The 17,588-nt window shown below is 68.1% G+C and carries 21 protein-coding genes and 2 pseudogenes; 6 read left to right on the top strand and 17 right to left on the bottom strand.

What is annotated here, in order from left to right; translation table 11 throughout:
- Window positions 1–38: 38 nt before the first annotated feature.
- Window positions 39–479: pseudogene (locus ACTWOL_RS35725) on the bottom strand (transposase); the annotation flags it as partial.
- An 8-nt stretch (window positions 480–487) separates the two neighbouring features.
- On the opposite strand from ACTWOL_RS35725, the gene ACTWOL_RS35720 reads away from it, so the two are divergent.
- Window positions 488–877, top strand: a complete 390-nt coding sequence (locus ACTWOL_RS35720; RefSeq protein WP_474301050.1) for a transposase — start codon at window positions 488–490, stop codon at window positions 875–877.
- A 46-nt stretch (window positions 878–923) separates the two neighbouring features.
- Here the strand turns inward: ACTWOL_RS35720 and ACTWOL_RS35715 are convergent, their stop codons facing one another.
- The 4 genes from ACTWOL_RS35715 to ACTWOL_RS35700 all read right to left on the bottom strand — a co-directional run bounded on the left by ACTWOL_RS35715 (window position 924) and on the right by ACTWOL_RS35700 (window position 4,063).
- The gene (locus ACTWOL_RS35715; protein ID WP_474301049.1) at window positions 924–1,571 is read right to left on the bottom strand and encodes a maleylpyruvate isomerase family mycothiol-dependent enzyme; all 648 of its coding nucleotides are present in this window, start codon (window positions 1,569–1,571) and stop codon (window positions 924–926) included.
- 192 nt (window positions 1,572–1,763) lie between these two features.
- Entirely contained in the window at window positions 1,764–2,225 is a 462-nt protein-coding gene (locus ACTWOL_RS35710) for a hypothetical protein (RefSeq protein WP_474301048.1), read from the bottom strand.
- Window positions 2,226–2,942: 717 nt separating this feature from the next.
- Window positions 2,943–3,434, bottom strand: coding sequence for a hypothetical protein (locus ACTWOL_RS35705; protein WP_474301047.1), 492 nt, complete (start codon window positions 3,432–3,434; stop codon window positions 2,943–2,945).
- 470 nt (window positions 3,435–3,904) lie between these two features.
- Window positions 3,905–4,063, bottom strand: a complete 159-nt coding sequence (locus ACTWOL_RS35700; RefSeq protein ID WP_474301046.1) for a hypothetical protein — start codon at window positions 4,061–4,063, stop codon at window positions 3,905–3,907.
- A 91-nt stretch (window positions 4,064–4,154) separates the two neighbouring features.
- Between ACTWOL_RS35700 and ACTWOL_RS35695 the strand changes: the two genes are divergently transcribed.
- Both ACTWOL_RS35695 and ACTWOL_RS35690 read left to right on the top strand, forming a co-directional pair.
- Window positions 4,155–5,393: a hypothetical protein gene (locus ACTWOL_RS35695; RefSeq protein ID WP_474301045.1), complete on the top strand. Its 1,239-nt coding sequence runs from the start codon at window positions 4,155–4,157 to the stop codon at window positions 5,391–5,393.
- A gap of 441 nt (window positions 5,394–5,834) precedes the next feature.
- A complete protein-coding gene (locus ACTWOL_RS35690; RefSeq protein ID WP_474301044.1) occupies window positions 5,835–6,404 on the top strand; it encodes a hypothetical protein in 570 nt (189 codons plus the stop codon).
- A 294-nt stretch (window positions 6,405–6,698) separates the two neighbouring features.
- Here the strand turns inward: ACTWOL_RS35690 and ACTWOL_RS35685 are convergent, their stop codons facing one another.
- The 3 genes from ACTWOL_RS35685 to ACTWOL_RS35675 all read right to left on the bottom strand — a co-directional run bounded on the left by ACTWOL_RS35685 (window position 6,699) and on the right by ACTWOL_RS35675 (window position 7,831).
- Complete coding sequence (locus ACTWOL_RS35685) at window positions 6,699–6,962, bottom strand: hypothetical protein (protein ID WP_474301043.1); 264 nt, start codon at window positions 6,960–6,962, stop codon at window positions 6,699–6,701.
- Between the two features lie 91 nt (window positions 6,963–7,053).
- The gene (locus ACTWOL_RS35680) at window positions 7,054–7,263 is read right to left on the bottom strand and encodes a hypothetical protein (RefSeq protein ID WP_474301042.1); all 210 of its coding nucleotides are present in this window, start codon (window positions 7,261–7,263) and stop codon (window positions 7,054–7,056) included.
- 178 nt (window positions 7,264–7,441) lie between these two features.
- On the bottom strand, window positions 7,442–7,831 hold the full coding sequence (locus ACTWOL_RS35675; RefSeq protein ID WP_474301041.1) for a hypothetical protein: 390 nt from the start codon (window positions 7,829–7,831) through the stop codon (window positions 7,442–7,444).
- Window positions 7,832–7,968: 137 nt separating this feature from the next.
- On the opposite strand from ACTWOL_RS35675, the gene ACTWOL_RS35670 reads away from it, so the two are divergent.
- Entirely contained in the window at window positions 7,969–8,286 is a 318-nt protein-coding gene (locus ACTWOL_RS35670) for a hypothetical protein (RefSeq protein ID WP_474301040.1), read from the top strand.
- An 80-nt stretch (window positions 8,287–8,366) separates the two neighbouring features.
- Window positions 8,367–8,591, top strand: coding sequence for a DUF3027 domain-containing protein (locus ACTWOL_RS35665; protein WP_474301039.1), 225 nt, complete (start codon window positions 8,367–8,369; stop codon window positions 8,589–8,591).
- A gap of 7 nt (window positions 8,592–8,598) precedes the next feature.
- Here the strand turns inward: ACTWOL_RS35665 and ACTWOL_RS35660 are convergent, their stop codons facing one another.
- The 9 genes and pseudogenes from ACTWOL_RS35660 to ACTWOL_RS35620 all read right to left on the bottom strand — a co-directional run bounded on the left by ACTWOL_RS35660 (window position 8,599) and on the right by ACTWOL_RS35620 (window position 14,956).
- Window positions 8,599–9,585, bottom strand: a complete 987-nt coding sequence (locus tag ACTWOL_RS35660) for an IS630 family transposase (protein ID WP_474301038.1) — start codon at window positions 9,583–9,585, stop codon at window positions 8,599–8,601.
- Between the two features lie 319 nt (window positions 9,586–9,904).
- Complete coding sequence (locus tag ACTWOL_RS35655) at window positions 9,905–10,042, bottom strand: hypothetical protein (protein WP_474301037.1); 138 nt, start codon at window positions 10,040–10,042, stop codon at window positions 9,905–9,907.
- A gap of 19 nt (window positions 10,043–10,061) precedes the next feature.
- Window positions 10,062–10,264, bottom strand: a pseudogene (locus ACTWOL_RS35650) (cold-shock protein).
- A 646-nt stretch (window positions 10,265–10,910) separates the two neighbouring features.
- Window positions 10,911–11,333 (bottom strand): hypothetical protein, encoded by a 423-nt coding sequence (locus tag ACTWOL_RS35645; RefSeq protein ID WP_474301036.1) that lies wholly within the window; start codon window positions 11,331–11,333, stop codon window positions 10,911–10,913.
- On the bottom strand, window positions 11,317–11,808 hold the full coding sequence (locus ACTWOL_RS35640) for an RNA polymerase sigma factor (protein ID WP_474301035.1): 492 nt from the start codon (window positions 11,806–11,808) through the stop codon (window positions 11,317–11,319). The genes ACTWOL_RS35645 and ACTWOL_RS35640 overlap by 17 nt, the downstream gene beginning before the upstream one ends.
- 84 nt (window positions 11,809–11,892) lie before the next feature.
- Window positions 11,893–12,522 (bottom strand): class F sortase, encoded by a 630-nt coding sequence (locus ACTWOL_RS35635; protein WP_474301034.1) that lies wholly within the window; start codon window positions 12,520–12,522, stop codon window positions 11,893–11,895.
- Entirely contained in the window at window positions 12,519–12,827 is a 309-nt protein-coding gene (locus ACTWOL_RS35630; protein ID WP_474301033.1) for a hypothetical protein, read from the bottom strand. The genes ACTWOL_RS35635 and ACTWOL_RS35630 overlap by 4 nt, the downstream gene beginning before the upstream one ends.
- 693 nt (window positions 12,828–13,520) lie before the next feature.
- The gene (locus ACTWOL_RS35625; protein ID WP_474301032.1) at window positions 13,521–13,724 is read right to left on the bottom strand and encodes a cold-shock protein; all 204 of its coding nucleotides are present in this window, start codon (window positions 13,722–13,724) and stop codon (window positions 13,521–13,523) included.
- 209 nt (window positions 13,725–13,933) lie between these two features.
- Window positions 13,934–14,956: a DNA-directed RNA polymerase subunit alpha gene (locus tag ACTWOL_RS35620; protein WP_474301031.1), complete on the bottom strand. Its 1,023-nt coding sequence runs from the start codon at window positions 14,954–14,956 to the stop codon at window positions 13,934–13,936.
- A gap of 1,481 nt (window positions 14,957–16,437) precedes the next feature.
- On the opposite strand from ACTWOL_RS35620, the gene ACTWOL_RS35615 reads away from it, so the two are divergent.
- Window positions 16,438–16,767, top strand: coding sequence for a hypothetical protein (locus tag ACTWOL_RS35615; RefSeq protein ID WP_474301030.1), 330 nt, complete (start codon window positions 16,438–16,440; stop codon window positions 16,765–16,767).
- Window positions 16,768–17,588: the final 821 nt, after the last annotated feature.

The raw sequence follows: 17,588 nt of genomic DNA, 5'->3' as shown, positions 1-17,588 counted from the left end.
GTGGGCTGGTGCTGCTCGCAGGGATGGGAAAGTGCTGGTCAGCCGGGGTTCGGGAGGGCGTGGAGCCGGTCTAGGGCGTCGGTGATCACGTCGGTCCAGGGCCAGTGCTTGGCGAGGCGGAGGTATCGGCGGCGGCCGGTGGTGACGAACTGGGCGGCGGTGAAGAACAACCGGAGCCGCAAGCGGCGGGGCTCCCAGAGCCGGGCGGTGCCGTTGAGGGCGAGCAGAGACTTCCAGGCCAGCAGGTCAAGGGCGATCTGGACGATCTCCAGCCAGATCTGGTTCTGCGCGGCGTCGTGGAGGGGGAGGTTGCGCAGGCCGGTGGCGCGGGCGGCGCGGATGCGGTCCTCGGCCCTGGCCCGCTGCCGGTGGCGCAGTTCGAGGGCAGCGATCGCTTCGCCGGCCGTGTTGGTGGCGAAGCATGTCAACCGCATGCCGTCGGCGTCGGTGAAGCGCAACTGGGCGCCGGGGTGCGGGCGTTATCGCGGTGACGCCCGCCGACATCCAAGACCGTGACGCCGCCCGCGACGTGTTCTGGCGCCTGCGCCTCATCCAGCCACAGATCACCCAGGTCTGGGCCGACCGCGGCTACGCCGGCGAACTCGTGGACTGGGCCCGCGAACGCCTCTGGCTCACCCTGCACATCGTCTCCCGGCCGAAAGGCACCAAAGGCTTCGTCGTCCTGCCCCGCCGCCGGAAAGTCGAACGCACGATCGACTGGTGCATGAACGCCCGCCGCAACGCCCGCGACTACGAACGCCTCCCCCAGCACTCCGAAGCCCACCTGAACTGGGCACTCATCACCATGATGCCCCGGCGCCTGACCCGCAAGAAACCGCCACGGAACTGGCCGGGCAAGCCCAAGGCCACGAGCTGAGTCGCCCCTGCGCATCAGCCTGAGAGGGCGGTTCGAGGGCAGATCGTCAGGTCGGCTGCCCCAGCGCACCGACTCCCTGGCCGTCCAGGTCGTTGAGCGCCACGCGCCGTCCCATAATTGCGAGAAGCAGTGAAAGCGCAGGTCCGGTCACTTCCAGACCGTCGCCAATCGACACATCGGCGTCGGTTGCCGTGAGACGGAGAGGGGCCACGAGTTCCTTGGCGCCGCCGAAAGACGCCGGGGTGTGAGCCTGCAGGCGAAGCGCCCTGACGACGGCATTCCGGGGATAGAGGCGGGTGAGTCCCAACGGGCGGCGGATGTCCTCACCGTGGACGACCTCCTCGACGATCCGGCTGTCAAGGGGCGCCGGAGGGGTCGACGTCCGCGAGGCCACCTGACGAAGCCGCGCCAACGTCTCCAGCGGTGAGGCACCGCGCTCGCGCGCCACACCGTGAGCGTTCTGGCGGTGGAAGTCGAACCGTGCCCGGGCGAGGCCGACCACGAAACCGAGACGCGTCGTGCGAGCTGAATCGACCAGGTGGGCAACGACGTCATGGACCGTCCACTCCTCGCAGAGTGACGGCTGCTCCCACTGCTTGTCATCGAGACGCTCGAGGTCGTGGATCAGTGCGGCACGCTCCGCGTGCACGATCGACCAGACGTCTCTGACGCGCTCCGGATTTCCCATGGCCATCGTCTCTCCTCGATGATCGGCTTGTTGCCCTCGTAGAGATACAGACTCACGATCGCCGCAAAACTCATCGCGAAGAGCAGTCCTCCACCTGCGCCACCGTGTCCCGCGCCACCTCCCACGTGATCTCCACAGGATCGTGACACGGCTCCAACACGCACCACAACCGCCAGAACCGCGATCAAGAACGCCTACTCAGGAACGGACCAGACGGCCGATGGTGTTCACCACTGTGTCCGCCGCATCCCTAGCCCGCTGGGAGCGTACGGCAAGGTCTTCCTCACCCGAGGCGTAGTGAAGGGTGAACGTCGCGTCTGCCAACTCAGCAAGACACTCGAGCGCCTCCGCATCATCAGCGAGCAGTTGGACCTCAGCCAGCGCCGCAATGACATCCGAGCGTGCTGTCAGCGCCGCAGCGGCAGCAGCGTCCCGGGTCGCGGCGTCGGCGTCACGCGCTTCCCACCGGTCGTACTGCAACCGACGCAGTACGGTCTCCACCGCGAGCAGACGAGCAGCGGCCTGGTGTAGCTCACGCCTGTTCTCTGCGACCAGCGCCCTGGCATGCAACTTGCGTGACGTACGGGATTGCAGGAGATGCGAGACAACCACGCCCAGCAGCGTCCCGGCGACAGCGATGATTCCCACCCAGAGTTCCACGTCACTCCCCCAAAGGCCGACCAGCGGTGCTTGCCGCACACATCGTTGTCGGAAACCAGACACACGTCGACGCACCGATGCATGATGCTGATGTCAAAGTGGCGGCATCCAAAGCGTTGAGAGCCCTCCGGCAGGGCCGGGTAGACCGAGGGCCGACCGCGCGGGCGCACAAGCGGCATCGGCGGTGACGCTTGTACGTAGGGGCTTCGCGGCCTGGCGGCATGCCGGCCGCAGAAAACCTGGTCGCGGCGGTGTCCTCGGCCAGGCCGGAAGCGGCGGCCGCAGGAGGGGCAGCGTACGGCGATGCTGGCGCGCATAGGGCGGGCCCGGGCCGCCAGAGCCACATCCTCGGGACCGCTGTCAGGCTTCGCCTGCTCGGGTGGTCGGTGACATCGCGTCGAGCAGGCCGGCCGGCCAGGCGCGCCTGGCGCTCGGTGTCGGCCGGGGTTCGCGCGGCGGTGTCGGCTGGCGATCCGGCCGGGGGCGCGAGCGGTCCGGCCGGATCGGCGGCTGGCTGGAGGACCCGCATGACGGTGGAGTCGGCGATAGCCCGGGCCGGCGCCGGACCGTCACCAGCGCCGAGTGCTGGTCCAGCCGCCTCGGTCCGCGCCAGCCATCCAGCAGTTCGTCTACACCGCCGGGGACGCCCCGTCCACCGGCCCGGTGCCGAAGGTCGCCATCGGCAGCAGGGGCCTCGACCGGCGCTCGGGGCGGCGGTTAGCTGATGTCGAGCGTAAAGAACCTGACGTTGAGGTAACTCGGTTCCTGTGTCGTGTTGCCGAGCACGATACGGTCCACGAACGCGCCCCTGAAGTTGTACCGCCTGACGATGTTGCCGGCGTAGTCGCACATCCCGATGGTCATGGTCTTGAGACGGCCCTCGCGCCCCGCGATTGCGTCGTCGATCCAGCGCTGGACGATGGGGCTGTGGAACGCACCGCGGGCCAGGGTCACCGTGTGGTTGCCGAGATTAAGATCGCTGACCTCCGCGATGAACTCGACTGAGTAGCCGTCGAGTTGCATGATGAAGTTGCGACTCGTGAGGATGTCGCCCGGATCGAGCCCGCCCTCGTCCAGGACCGCCGCTCTGACCGGTGCCGCGGTGGCGGGGGCAGCCGCCCCCACCGCGGCACCGGTCAGAGCCAGTAGGGCGGCACTGATGACACCAGCCATACGAGCCGCCTTGCGTCCGCCGAGAAACCTGCTCATGTCGATCCCCTCCCAAAGAACATGTGCAATGGCATGTCTATACCAGCGTGGAGAGTTCCAAGCCGTCAGCCGAACCAAAGAATGCGCCGGTCCCAGCAGGTCGTGACGGTGGTCGCGACCGGTAATGCCGCAGCCCTCCTCCCACCACGGATCCGGGTGACCAGGCAGGTTCACCAGCTGCGCTCGCACTTGCACGCGACCACGAGGCCGCCACTTGCGGCTGTGGCACCAGGCACCGTCTCGGCGTGGGTCGGGCCGACGGTGGACAAGAAGAAACCGGTCAGTGCGGCGGTGAGTAGGGCAGCCGCACGTAACTTACGCAAAATGGACATTAGTTACACTCCTTGGTTTGTGCTGTAGGCACTGCTCGCTCTGGTAGAGCCATTCGCAGCTGGCCAGGTTCCCGTCGCCCCCCGACGGGGACAACCGGACAGGTGCGCCCAGTGCCTACGGTCAGCCTGTGAGGACTGCTACCGGGTGAAGAATCCATCGATCACGACCGTCCGGCAGGCAATGTCGGCCCGTCGCCACCCGGTCGAGGGCTCGAGGTACAGGACCGCCGTCATGGGGTCCCGGTCCTCGGCACACACCTTGGACTTGTCCCAGCCCGTCTGCTCCTCAGTCTCCATAGCGGGTGTGAACTGGTAATGCCCATCGTCATACAGCAGCAGGCCGTCTACCAGCGGCTGTACGCTCGGCCGCCCGCTGCCCGCGTTCGACGTGGCACTGCGCCGCTACTGGGAGCAGCAGCACCCATGGGAATCGTTGGAGGAGTACCTGCGCCGCAGCGGCTTGGCTGGCCGGTTCGGTAAGGCGATGCCGCAGCAGATGCAGTCCGCCATGGCCGATGTCGCCCAGGCCCTCCTTTTGCCCGGCTCCATCGTGACCGCGGTGGGGCAGTTGACCGGCTCCCTGGTGCGCGCCCTGCGCGAGCGGCGCCAGACGGTGCGGGCGCTCTCCGGGTGCGCCCGGCTCGCCGATCTGCTGGAAGCCGAGTCCGATCTGGAGACGCTCTCCTTCTACCCGCACCTGCTCGCATGGGAGATCGCCCAGCTTCCTACGGACAGGCGCGTCATGCCGGTGATCCTCCTGGACACCTTCGAGGACGTCAGCGACCGCACCCACCGCGACCTGGAGCGCCTCATCCAGCGGGTGGTGTGGCTGATGCCGAACTGCTTCTTCATCATCACCGGCCGATCGCGACTGCAGTGGGCCGATGCCGCCTTGCAAGGCCAGCTCGACTACACCGGCCCAACCTCCTGGCCCGGCCTGGCCTCGCCCGTGGTTCCGGCCGCCCACCCGGCCCAAGCCGCGGCACGAGGCCGGGGACGGCACGTGCTGGTCGGCGACTTCTCCCCCGAGGACTGCGACGACTACCTCGCCCGCCGGCTGTCCCGCGACGGCCAGCCGCTCATCAACGCCGCTATCCGGCAGACCGTCACCGACCGCTCCCACGGCCTGCCCCTCTACCTCGACCTGTCAGTGCTCCGCTTCCTGGAGATCCGCCGCACCCGCGAGCCGGTCCCGGCCGACTTCGACCACGACTTCGGCGCCCTGATCGCCCGCACTCTGTCCGACCTCACCCCCGATGAACGCCACGTCCTGCGCTCCATCAGCCTGCTGGACGCCTTCGACCTCACCCTTGCCACCGCCACCGCCGGCCTGCGGCACGAGGCACCCGCACAGCGGCTGATCGAGCGACCCTTCGTACTCGAACAGCCCTTCGGGCTATGGCCCTACCACCTCCACGGCCTGATCCGCTCCACCATCCGCAGCGCCGACGACGCCACCGACGACCGCTGGACCGATCGGGACTGGCAGCAGGCGGCCGAGCGCGCCCTGACCGCCCTCGGCAGTCAATGGAGTGTGCCGCCGAAGCCACCGGTCGGGACCGGGAACTGCTGGTCGGCTGCCTGCGCCAGGGCCTCCCGCTCGCCCGCGACTTCCGGCTCGACCTAGGCTGGCTGACCGGCGCTGCCTGGGCTTATGTCAGCGACTCCGTCTGGGAGCCCATTGCCCCACCCGCCCACGAGACCGCCGCGCTGGAGACACCGGCCGACGCGCTGGTAGAGACCCTCAAACCTGGCCCGCCGCCAACGCGAACACCGCGCTCACACAGTCACCCGGCTCACCACCGTCATCGACTCCGACCTGCTGCCCACAGACCTGCCCGAGATGGCTGTGTACTACCGTCAAGGCACTGCGCGACATCGGGCGCAGCCAGGACTCGCGCCGCGGCTACCAGTACGTTGCCGACGGCGGCGGCCGCCTTGCCCCTGCCGCCGGGCGCGGCCTCGCCCAGGCAGCCCGTCTCGCTGGGGGCTTCCCCACCACGTACGCCGCCGCGCAACCCTCGGCTGGGAGGGCCGCCATCAACGGGTCCTGGGCGACCTGTGGTGGGTGCAGGGAGAGCCGGCCCGCGCGGCCGCCGCCTTCCTGGCCGGGCGCCTCGAAGCCGAACAGCACGCGAAATCCGGCGAAGCCGCACACTGCCAGGCCATGCGCGCCCTCGCCATCGCCTTCCTCGACCCCCATCAAGCCGACGACGAACTCGACTTGGCCCAGCAACTCCTCGCCGGGCTCGACCTGCGCGCTACCAGCATCAATGCGGCCATCGCCGCCCTCATCCGCGACGCCGGCCACCCCACACTCGACTACCGCGTCCAAGCGCTGCGTACCGAGCTCAACGTTGCGGGCCTCACCTCCATGACACCCACCCTCGACCTCGCCGCCGCCTTACATCACGCCGTACTCGACGACCGTGACGCCCTCGCCATCGCCATCTCCCGACTACGCGACCTGACCCAGGACGGAGACTGCGCCCACTACGTGGACATCGCCCAGTTCATAGCCGACGTGCCCCTCAATCAGGCTTCCGGAGCCCGGTGGCTCGACAGCGAACGACAGACCCGCAGCCGCTGGCGCGGCTTGGTCATCGCACGGCAGGCGTACCTGCACGCCAGGCGCTGACCGACGGAGGGAGCCGTCCGTTGAAACCGCCCGCCCGGGAGCCGGGTCAGTCCATATACGCCCGCGCGATGCGCCTCCCGCGCTCGTACACAGAGCTGTCACCGGTGACCGGCTACGCCCGGTCCGGGGCACTCGTTGAGTCCGGCGGGGAACTGATGACAGGCCCCGCCGGACGACGGGTCGGGTTAGCCACCGACCTTGGACAACTGCTTGCAGGGGCCGCTCTGCTGACTGCAGACGAGAAAGTACACGTCCTTCACCATGAAGAGAGACTCATTGCCCTGCAGGACCGCTTCACCGTTGTCCCTGGACGATGTCGAGCTGCCCGGCCGCGACCAGGCCGGAAGTGAGACTCGGCCCGCCCGCATCGGCCTCGAAGGCAATTAGTACGGGAGGTGCCTCGCCGACCTGCCGGGCAATGAGCCGGACGTCGTCAGGCGTCGGCACACGAAACACAGAATCCTGGAAGGCGGCCGGGCACGTGACAAAGACCGGGTCGCTGAACACCAACTCCAGGCCGTGGGCATACGAGATGTCGTGCCCGGCGCCCAGACGCAACCGCCCGGGGTCCCAGGCGACAATGTCCCAGTCCCACCATGACCCTTCGGGAAGCTCGATCGCAGCTCGTTGCCCGCCCTGGACCGCGCCGTCAATCGGGAATCACCAAACCAAACTCACGCAGCCGCGGAAGGCAGACCTCCAGGCACGCCTCCAGAGAGACGGCGTCCGTGCGGACCAGGAGATCATCCCGAAGCGGAGCCCCACTCGCGACGAAGGTCCAAGGCTTCGTCGCATCGCGCATGCGCTCGGCGTCGACCTTGAACAACACCGTCACACCCTGCTCTGCCAACGACTCCATGACCCGCACTACGTCCATCGCATCCCCACCCCCTGCTGAAATCGAACAGCCAGAAGGCTACCCCGGCCTCTCACGACCCGGGCTTGACCGCTTGGCACCGTGAGGTGTCTACCGCCTGGCCACGACTCGTGCCCACGCCGAACAGCAGGCAGCCGGGTGAGCCAAGGCGGCGCAGCCCTCATTGACCGCTGCCGAGGTTCCCGAAGACACGAGTGACCCACCGATCCAAACGGGTCCCGAAGTCCGATGCCGAGATGATTCCCGAGGCCGGCAAGCAACCAGCGTCGTCAAGGTCAGCGACGAAGTCCACATCGGCCCAGCCGCCGCAGAACAGCACAACCGACAGCACGGTCTCCGCCGGACCGGATATCACCACGCCAACCGAGTCCGGATCACGAACCCGAGCCCTATCGGTCTCCAGCGGCTGAGGCCAGGACGCCTCCGCATCCCTCCAGGTCGCCCGTCCCACTTCGAGCCCAGCCGCCATCCAGCCCACGGCCCGGTCAGCCAGAACGACAGCCACCTCGTCAAGATCAACAACTCTGTCCATGAGGGGATCATCCCTCATGGACAAATCCCCGGCGGCCTAGGAACCCGAAGGCCCGACGGCCAGACCGCGGCTCCCCTGTTCCTACTTCTCACCAACATCCTCGTGATCGTCGACCGATCATCGTTCTCAAAATGCACCGACAACCGTTCCCGCTTATGACCTACGCAGCCAGGAAGGCTACCCGCGCAGGAGGTTTCGTCGGCGCGTTCGGCAACACCCCTTATGAGACCGGGCGTGACGGCTGCTCCCTCGCGGGGATGCTCCGGCATCCGTACACGCCGTGGTCGGTGCGGTACACGCACCACAGGCGCCACTACACCGGCAGCCACGTACTCCTGCTGAAGGCCCTGGTTCGCAAGCTTTCCGAGGCGAAGGCACTGGATCGTCTGAGTGATCCACAATGGCTAGTGCCGCATCAGGCAACGTTCGCCCTGTTCCTGATGAGAGGATCACCTGGCAATCATCGGGGCTGACAGTCTCGGTTAGGCGAGGAGGGGCCGAGGGTGACGACTGGCGAGCCTTGGACGGGTGACGATCGAGAACACAACGATCAGTGCCATGCTCGCTGGCGTGGAATCGTTCGACCGCTCAGCCCGACTATCCGGACGAGTGGTACGACGTTCAGTGCGGAGGGTGCCGCTTCTGGATCGCGCTGAGCGGGCAGCTCGGCCAGGACTACGGGGTCTGCACCCACCCCGTCTCGCCATTCGATGGACGGGTGCGGTTCGAGCACGACGGCTGCCAGTGCTTTGCGGTCCGCGAGGGCTCGTTCGGATAGACACCGGTCAGACGACGTTGACGCTGGCGACGACCCGGCGAAGGCGTTCGTCAGCGGCATGATGGTTCCGCCAGATGATGTAGCGACGGATCATGCTGCCCTGGGCCTTGTGGCTGGCGTGGTCGGTGCCGTCGAGGGCGAAGTAGCGCAGGGCGGTGGACTGGGCCTCGATCCGGTTGAGCCAGGAGCTGTTGGTCGGGGTGTAGGCGATCTCCACATTGTTTGCCGCCGCCCACGTCGCAACCCGCTGGCACCGCTTCGTCGTCAGGTGCGGGGAGTAGTTGTCGCAGACAATCGCAATGCGCACGTCCATCGGGTGCAGCGAGCGCAGGTAGCGGCAGAACTCCAGGAACTTCGAGCGGTTCTTGGTCTTCTTGACGTGCCCGTAGAGCTGGTCCTTGGCGAGGTCGTAGGAGGCGAACAGATGCCGGACCCCGTGTGGGCGGGTGTAGGTCGCGCGACGGCGGGGCCGGGGCTCACGGTCGGGATCCTTGTTCAGGCCGCCGCGTTCGGCCCATTGCCGGCCGGGGTGAGGCTGGAGGTTGAGCGGCCCGAACTCGTCCATGCAGAAGACGACTTCGGGCTCGCCTTCCTCGGGTATGACTTCGCCGTCGGCGATCGCGTAGAGATGCTCGAGACGAGCTTTCTTGGCCGCGTAGTCGGGGTCGCGGGAGGTCTTCCAGGTCTTTACGCGTTGGAAGGAGACGCCCTCCTCGCGGAGCAGGATGCGCAGGCCCTCGTGGCTGATGTCGTCGACCACCCCCTCGGCGACCAGGAAGTCCGCCAGCTTGGCCAGGCTCCAGGTCGAAAACGGCAGGCCGTGCTCGGCCGGCCTGGACTTGGCGATCTTCGCCACGGACATGCCCTGTGCGGATAACAGCACCATCTGGGCCCGCCGCCAGGTCACCACCGAACCGGTACCTCTGCGGATGATCCGCAGCAACCGCCTGCCCTCGTCGTCATCAATCTCCCGGACCCGCACACGTTCAGCCACGCGATCATTCTGGCCGTCCGATGCCATCCGGCGCAGCAAACCCAACAACGCGTCACGACAGGGCGAACGTTGCCTGATGCGGCACTAGTCCATGGAGTCCGGTGTGGCAACGGACCCTCCGACTGAGCTGTTCACCTGGGCGTTCGCCGGATACCGAGGCGGGCTTCGTCCCATGGGCACGTGCTCCGGCCAAGGGCGCACGCGCCACCCGGTACGAACGGCCGTCCGATCGAGCAGTGAGTGACCGGGACGCCCAAGTGTGCCGCCAGGTCCGGCGACCCGGCGGCACACACTCTCGTAAAGTCCCGCATGCCCGTGATCAGGCGCCCGGAATACCGAAGCCGATCGTCTTCCTGACCACCGCGTCGATGTCCTCCGCGCTGATCAGCGGCACGACCCGGGACGTCACAGCGCCCGTGGCGCGGTCGGGATCGGGGAGTTCCGGCGAGAAGCGCACGCGCGCCCGGTGCTCAAGGTTAGGCCGGGGTGATGTTCTCCGCCTGGGGGCCCTTGGGGCCCTGGGCGACGTCGAACGTCACGGCCTGGCCCTCCTGGAGCTCACGAAAGCCCGAGGAGTTGATCGCCGAGTAGTGGGCGAACACGTCCGGACCGCCCCGTCCTGGGCGATGAAGCCGAAACCCTTCTCCGCGTTGAACCACTTCACAGTTCCCGTAGCCATGTCTCATGCCTTCCAGTCGATGAACGCCTCCCACACCATGCGGAAGGCGGAGGTGATCGCCCTGGTCCCTGCGGCACAGCACAGCAAAACGCCCACACCGAAGGCGTGGGCAAAGGGAACTTCCGAACCACGACAGCTAACGCAGACGCTACACGTCCACACGCCCTGTCACCAGGGGAGGCAGCCTTACCTCTTGGACTCCGGTGTTGGACGCGGAGCACTGCCGACGTGCGTGCGTGCGACCAGATGGCGCCCGGCAGGGCGCGGACCGCCTCAGTCCGCAGCCGTCGGGCTGGCCGATTCGGCGGCGCGGCGGTACTCGGCGTTGAGGCGCTGGGCCTCTTCGAGGTGATCTTCGAGGATGATGATGCGGCAGGCGGCCTCAGCGGGGAGTGCCCTGGTCGCGCCCGGGCGGCGATGCGTAGCTGGTGATGGCGCTCTCTGAAAGCGGCTCTGTCCGCAGTTTCGTGACGAACCGATGCAGTTGTTGACCCTGGTGGCATCGGCTGTCGGTGGGGACCAACACAATGCCGCCATGAGCTATGACTTGGCTGTTTGGGACGGTCCGAGCCCTGCTGACGATGCTGCGGCGCTTGAGGTCTTCGAGGACCTATACGACAGATTCATGCGATCCGGCGCTGTTGGGTCAGTGGGTGAGTGTTGCAGAGGACGCGGCGGCGGACGGGGTCGGAGGGGCTGTCGTGCTCGGACGCGCGGCAGGAGTGGGGATCCCGCCGGGGCGGGGCGGGTGCGGGCTCTGCGGTGCGGACGTCGCCGGACGGGGCGGCGGTGTCGAGGGGCTGCTGACGGGCGCCGGGGCGAGGGGAACCGTCGGGGAGCCGTGCCCGTCGGCCGTGGTCAGCCGCAGCGGCAGGACGACGAGGGCGGCCACGCCGCAGGTCAGGGCCGCACCCGCGGCCGCGCGCAGGAGGCGGCGGCGGGAGGCGCCGCGGCGGATGGCCTCGTAGCGGCCGACAGGTGCGCCGAGGTACTCGGCGGGGGGCTGCAGGATGACGGTGAGCGGGTCGTCGGCGTCGCGGTCCGGGCTCTCGTCAGAGTGTGTGATCAAGGCTTCTCCTCAGGTGGGCACGGAGCAGTTCGCGGGCCGCGTGGAGGTCGGCCTTGACGGTTCCTTCCTTGCGTCCGGTGAGCACGGACACCTCCCGGATCGGCATGTCAGCGTAGTAGTGCAGGAGGATCGGGACGCGCAGCCGTTCGGGCAGCGCCTGCACGAGCAGCCGTACCGAGGGGTCGGCCTGCTCGGGGTGCGGGGTCAGCTCCGCCTCCGTGGTCGCCCGACGCACGGCCCTGCGTTCGCGCTCCAACTTGCGCCAGTGGTCCCGGACGAGGTTGGCCGCGGTGACGTAGAGGAAACCGTGCGGTTCGGCTACGTCCGTCCAGCGGGCCCAGAGCCGGGTGAACGCCTCCGAGGCGATCTCATGGGCCGTCTCGTCGTCGTCGACCAGTCGACGGACCCAGCCGGCCAGTCGTGGATAGAGGGAGGCGAACAGCTCGGCCGCAGCCCTGTCTCGGGACCGTTTCAACGTTCTCCAGAGGGTGATGGCATACGCAGGTCTAGACCCCGGACCGCCGTTCTGCGTTCCGGCGGCCCGGGGTCAGCGTGCGAGTCAGGGGCTCGCGGAGGTCAGTGCCGCGAAGACGATCACGTTGTCGCGGTATCCGTCACCGGTCCGCGCGCCGCCGCACGTGATGAGGCGCAGCTCCGGCCGGTTCACGTTCCCGTATACATCCTTCGTCGGGAAGTCGGCCTTGGCCACCCTCCTGACCTCGGTGACACGGAACTCCACAGCTGTGCCGTTCTCCAGGCGCGCCACGATGTTCTGGCCCCGGTGCATGTCCTCGAGGTGCCGGAAGACGCCGTCCCCAAAAGCGCCGACCGTGACATGACCGAGGATCACGGACGGACCGGTCCGGCCCGGCGACGGGGAGTGTTCGTACCAGCCCGCCCTGTCGTGCGCCTTGACCGGCGGCACCTGCACAGTGCCGTCCCTGGCCAAGCCCAGCTTCATGACCGGGGTGTCCACCCCGATGGCGGGTATCTGGAGCCTGACCGGGGTCGATCGCCCCACCGCGGACGTCGGCCTGTCAGGGGCCGACGCGGAGGACGACGACGCACTGTCGCCGCCCCCGCTCGCGGAGCTGCCGGTCGTGGCGCCGGGACCGCCGCAGCCCAGGAGCAGCGCGGCCAGTACGACTGACGCCGCGGCGGCGAAAGCGCGCCCGGAGAGCGGCCTCATGCCCCGTTCGCCCGGCGGCGGACGAGGAAGGCCGCGCCTCCGCCGAGGGCCAGGGCCGCGGCGGCGCCCCCGCCGATCAGCGCACCCGCCCCGGAGGAATCCGAGGACGTCGGCGCCACACCGGTGTTCGGCGCGCCGCTCGGCACGACGGGGACCTGGCCAGACGACGGCGCCCCGCTCGGGGGCGTGGGGGCGGTGGTGCGGGCGGGGCTCGGGGTCGGGGAGGCGTCCGCGAAGGCGGGCACCGCGCCCGCCAGTACGGCGGTGCAGGCAACTACCATGGCACTGAGGGCCGTTCGGCGCATGATTCGCTCTCTTTCGTCGGCCTGCACGGTGGTCAACCGGCGGGCTGGTCACTGATCGGAACTGATCGACCGGAGAGACGAGGCAGCCCCGTGACGGGTTGCAAAGAGCTGGCAAAGTCGTCACCGGAGCTGGGAGCGGCGAGCAATTGGTGACGATGAGTCATCGAACACACCATGTCCTGGCTCACCGGCTACCGCAGACTCAACCACCGCTACGGCGAGCCACTGTGCTGGGTGGCTTCGGTCAGGCTGAGACCGAGCCCGGCGAGGTGAGTCAGGAACGCGACGGCAGAGTTGACCCGGTGGTAAGCCCACTGTGCGCGGCCCCGCGTGCTGGCCGTGCGGGCAGCGCGGCGCCGGGCGCAGGGCAGCACCGACCAGCAACGTACGGCTGCAGGAGCAAGGCGTATTCAGGTTGTCGTGTGAGGGTTCGGGTGAGGTGGCGTTCGATGGCCGGCCGCAGGGCTCCTTTGCCAGAAGTCGGCTGATCAGCCGCTCCAGCTGCATGGGGGCCTCGGGACGCACGGCGCGCAGCACGATAGTCAAGATCAGCAGCGTCCACAGCGACGTACTGTAGCCCCGCCCGCTGACACCGGTGAGCGGAGCCACGAAGCCGGCGACGGCCGGCGGCCAGACACGAAAGGCCCGGCACCTTCCAAACCACTGGTGCCGGGCCCTGCTGAGGTGCTGGGGTCAGACGATGCGGATGTTCTCCGCTTGGGGGCCTTTTTGGCCTTGCGTGACGTCGAACTCCACCTGTTGGCCCTCCCGCAGTTCGCGGAAGCCCTGACTGACGATATTGGAGTGGTGGGCAAAGACGTCCGGGCCACCACCCCCCTGCTCGATGAATCCGAAGCCCTTATCCGCCTTGAACCATTTCACAGTGCCCTTGGCCATCCCTGATTCTCCTTCGAGGAGGTTCAGACCCGCACGTTGCGGGCCCCGTGAGGTAAGCGCCCTGGTCCGGACAGGGCCGGACGCAAAGCACCCGCGGCTGACGTGACCCGTGGGGCAGACAACTTCGAAACCGCGACCAGTCTGGGGATCACGCCAATCCCTTTGCCGAGGCACCGCCACATGGTGACAAGGCCCCGTGGCCGCGGTGTTCAGTACTGCTCGGTCTCCACGAAACCCGTGCTCGCACGATCGTTTGTGCCGAAGGTGTCCGCGGCGGCGGTCGGGTCGAATCCGGGCGGGCTGTCCTTGAGAGCCAGGCCCATACCGGCAAGCTTGACCTTGACCTCGTCGATCGACTTCGCACCGAAGTTGCGGATGTCGAGCAGGTCGGCCTCGGAGCGCGCCAGGAGTTCACCCACGGAGTGGACGCCCTCACGCTTGAGGCAGTTGTACGAGCGGACCGTGAGCTCCAGATCCTCGATCGGCAGCGCCATGTCGGCGGCCAGGGCGGCGTCCGTCGGGGACGGACCCATGTCGATGCCCTCGGCGTCGATGTTGAGCTCGCGGGCCAGACCGAACAGCTCGACCAGGGTCTTACCGGCCGACGCCATGGCGTCACGCGGACGCATGGCCTGCTTGGTCTCGACGTCGACGATCAGCTTGTCGAAGTCGGTGCGCTGCTCGACACGGGTCGCCTCGACCTTGTAGGTGACCTTGAGCACCGGCGAGTAGATGGAGTCGACCGGGATACGGCCGATCTCCTGGCCCACCTGCTTGTTCTGCACGGCGGAGACATAGCCGCGACCGCGCTCGACGGTGAGCTCCATCTCCAGCTTGCCCTTGCCGTTGAGGGTGGCGAGGACGAGGTCGGGGTTGTGCACCTCGACACCGGCCGGCGGCGCGATGTCGGCGGCGGTGACCAGACCCGGGCCCTGCTTGCGCAGGTACATCACGACCGGCTCGTCGTGCTCCGAGGAGACGACCAGCTGCTTGATGTTCAGGATGAGGTCGGTGACGTCCTCCTTGACACCCGGCACGGTCGTGAACTCATGCAGGACACCGTCGACACGGATGGACGTGACCGCCGCACCCGGAATCGACGAGAGGAGCGTACGGCGAAGCGAGTTGCCGAGGGTGTAACCAAAGCCGGGCTCCAACGGCTCGATCACAAACCGGGACCGGAACTCGTCGACAACCTCTTCGGTCAACGACGGACGCTGAGCAATCAGCACGAGGCATTACCTCCAGTGTTTGGCGCCCGCTACGTAACGTCGCAGACACCACGAAGGGTACGGGGGCACACGCTGGCGACACGCCCACGGGAGCAGGTATCTCTACGGACACGTACGTACGACGAGGGTGATGAGAAGTCAGCCCCTGGAGCGCGGACTTCCCTTCGTGGATCATCAACGAACGCGTGACCCAGTACGAATACCGCCTGTCGTGACGCCCACCCCGGAAGACGGAGACGACTGGCAATGACCCTTGCCGCACCGTCACAGCCGGTTTGGCTGCGACGGTAACCGTGCAGGAACTCAGGGCACGGCGGGAGCAAGGTGCGGGCGAGGCCACCAACCAGGCCGGACCAGGTGGTGCTCGTTGAGCACACTGCCGAGCAAGGACACGGGCCGCACCGACCAGCGCGCCCATCTGCAGCAGCCGGGCGCTGTGCAGAAGACTGGCGCCGCTGCGGACGGTGTCGTCCAGCAGGACGGTCCGTCGGCCGACCAGGTCGGCGCCCTCGATCTGCTGCCACGTGCTTGCGCCTTGGGCGCAGGGCGCAGGAACTCGGCGGGCATACCAGTGACGGCCCGGTGGGCTCCCGTCCCGAAGGCGCGCCTGAGTCGTGCGCGGGCTGGCGCCTGGCGGATACCCCCGTACCCCGCCGCGGAGCAAGGACCGGGAAGCCTCCGAGGCCAGTTGACCTCGGAGGCTTCGCCGATGCCGAGCCTTTGCTTCAGCTGAGGCAGTGGATAAGGAGGGCGAGACCGGCGACAGCAGCGCGGTGCTGGTTGGCTGCGTCGCCTGGTCCGCGAGGCTGAAGGCCGCAGTGCCGAGCCCAGTGCCTGAGTGCTGGACGCGCAGAGCGTCAAGACCTCAGCCAACGTACCCGCGGCCGGCCAAGGTGTCGCGTTCTGCAGGGCGAGGCTGGCGACCCGGGCTCGCTCGTACCGGCTCGACTCCCGCGGCCGCTTGCCGTCGGCGCCGGCGATCCACCACCGGTGCGGCCAGGCGAAGTCGGCGGTGTACGTGAGCTGGTCCGGCGCCGGGCCCGGCGGCCGGGCTGGGGAACCGTGAGCTGCCGGGAGTGGCGGGACAGGGCCGCGTTCGCGATGTAGTCGTCCAGGCCGCGCGTGAACTCACGGCCGCGCAGCGTCTCCAGCAGGTGTCGGCGGGCTTCGGCCAGGACATCCGCCACCTGGAGGGGTGACCATACTCACCTTGTTCGGCTCCTCGCCGACTGCCTGCTGCCGCGCGACTCCTACACCTCCGCGGCCGCGGCTGAGGCGCTCGGGTCCCTGGCCCATCTCGCCGAGCCGACCAGGGAAGCCCTCGGCGACTACGTCGCCGCGCACCGCATCGCGCACGGGCCCGGGGTGTGGGCGAGCCCGCACCGTGTCCTGCGCCGTGCGCACCAGCAGGCCGCCCTGGCGCTGGCTCGCCGCTGCCGACCACCACCGAGTACAACTGGTGGGGCCACCCGGCCAAGGTCATGGACACCGCGAACGGCGTCACCCGCACCACCACGACCACGTACGACAGCGCAGGTCGCGCGAGCAACGAAACGGTCATGGGCGGTCTCGGACAGGCGGTACTCGAGGTCACCACGGAGTACGACCCCGGCACCGGAAACATCATCAAGAAGACGTCCCCGACTGCGGGCACGATCACCAAGGCGTACGACAAGCTCGGCCGCCAGACCTCCTACACGGATGCCGACGGGGGGACGACGCGGGCTGAGTACGACCTGCTCAACCGGCTCCACCAAGATCACCGACGGCGCGCCGTCCACGGACACCTACACCTACGATCACAGCGCTGACCCGCGTGGCCTGGCCACCACTCTCACCGACTCCGTGGCGGGCGCCTTCCAGGCCGTCTACGACGCCGACGGTGACGTAGACAGCGAGAAGCTGCCGGGCGGCTACTCCCTTGACGTCGTCAAGAACAGCGTGGGTGCGGTCACCGCGCGCACGTACACCCGTGACTCGGACGGGACCATGGTGTACTCGGACACCGCCGCATCCTCGGTCCACGGCCAGATCTCCTCGCAGAGCGGCTGGTCCGATCAGGCATTCGGCTATGACGCCACCGGCCGGCTCACGTCGGTCGAGGACACCGCGAACACCATCTGCACCAAGCGCACCTACACCTTCGACCAGCGTTCCAACCGGAAGACGCTGACGTCGGCCGCGAGTGCCCCCGGTGCCGAGTGCCCCGCTTCCGGGGGCACGACCACCACCCACACATACGACAGTGGCAACCGCCTGGTCGACGCCGGGTACGTCTACGACGGTTTCGGCCGCACCACTACCGCTCCGGGCCACGGCACGATCGGCTACTACGCCAACGACCTCGTCCACCAGCAGGTCGCCAACGGCCAGCGCCAGACGTGGCAGCTCGACTCCGGCCTGCGCATGCGGTCGTGGAAGCTGGAGTCGGGCAGCGGCAACACCTGGACCGACCTCGGCACGAAGATCAACCACTACGCCGAAGACGGGGATGCGCCCCGCTGGATCGTCGAGAACACGACCACCGGCCAGATCAGCCGCAATGTGGAATCGCTGGCGGGCGTGCTTGGTGCCGTGACCGGCCAGAGCGGTGGGACGGTTCTCCAGCTAAGCAACGTGCACGGTGACGTGG

The sequence above is a fragment of the Micromonospora sp. IBHARD003 genome (assembly GCF_056106285.1).
This window is presented reverse-complemented; position numbering and strand designations above follow the sequence as displayed.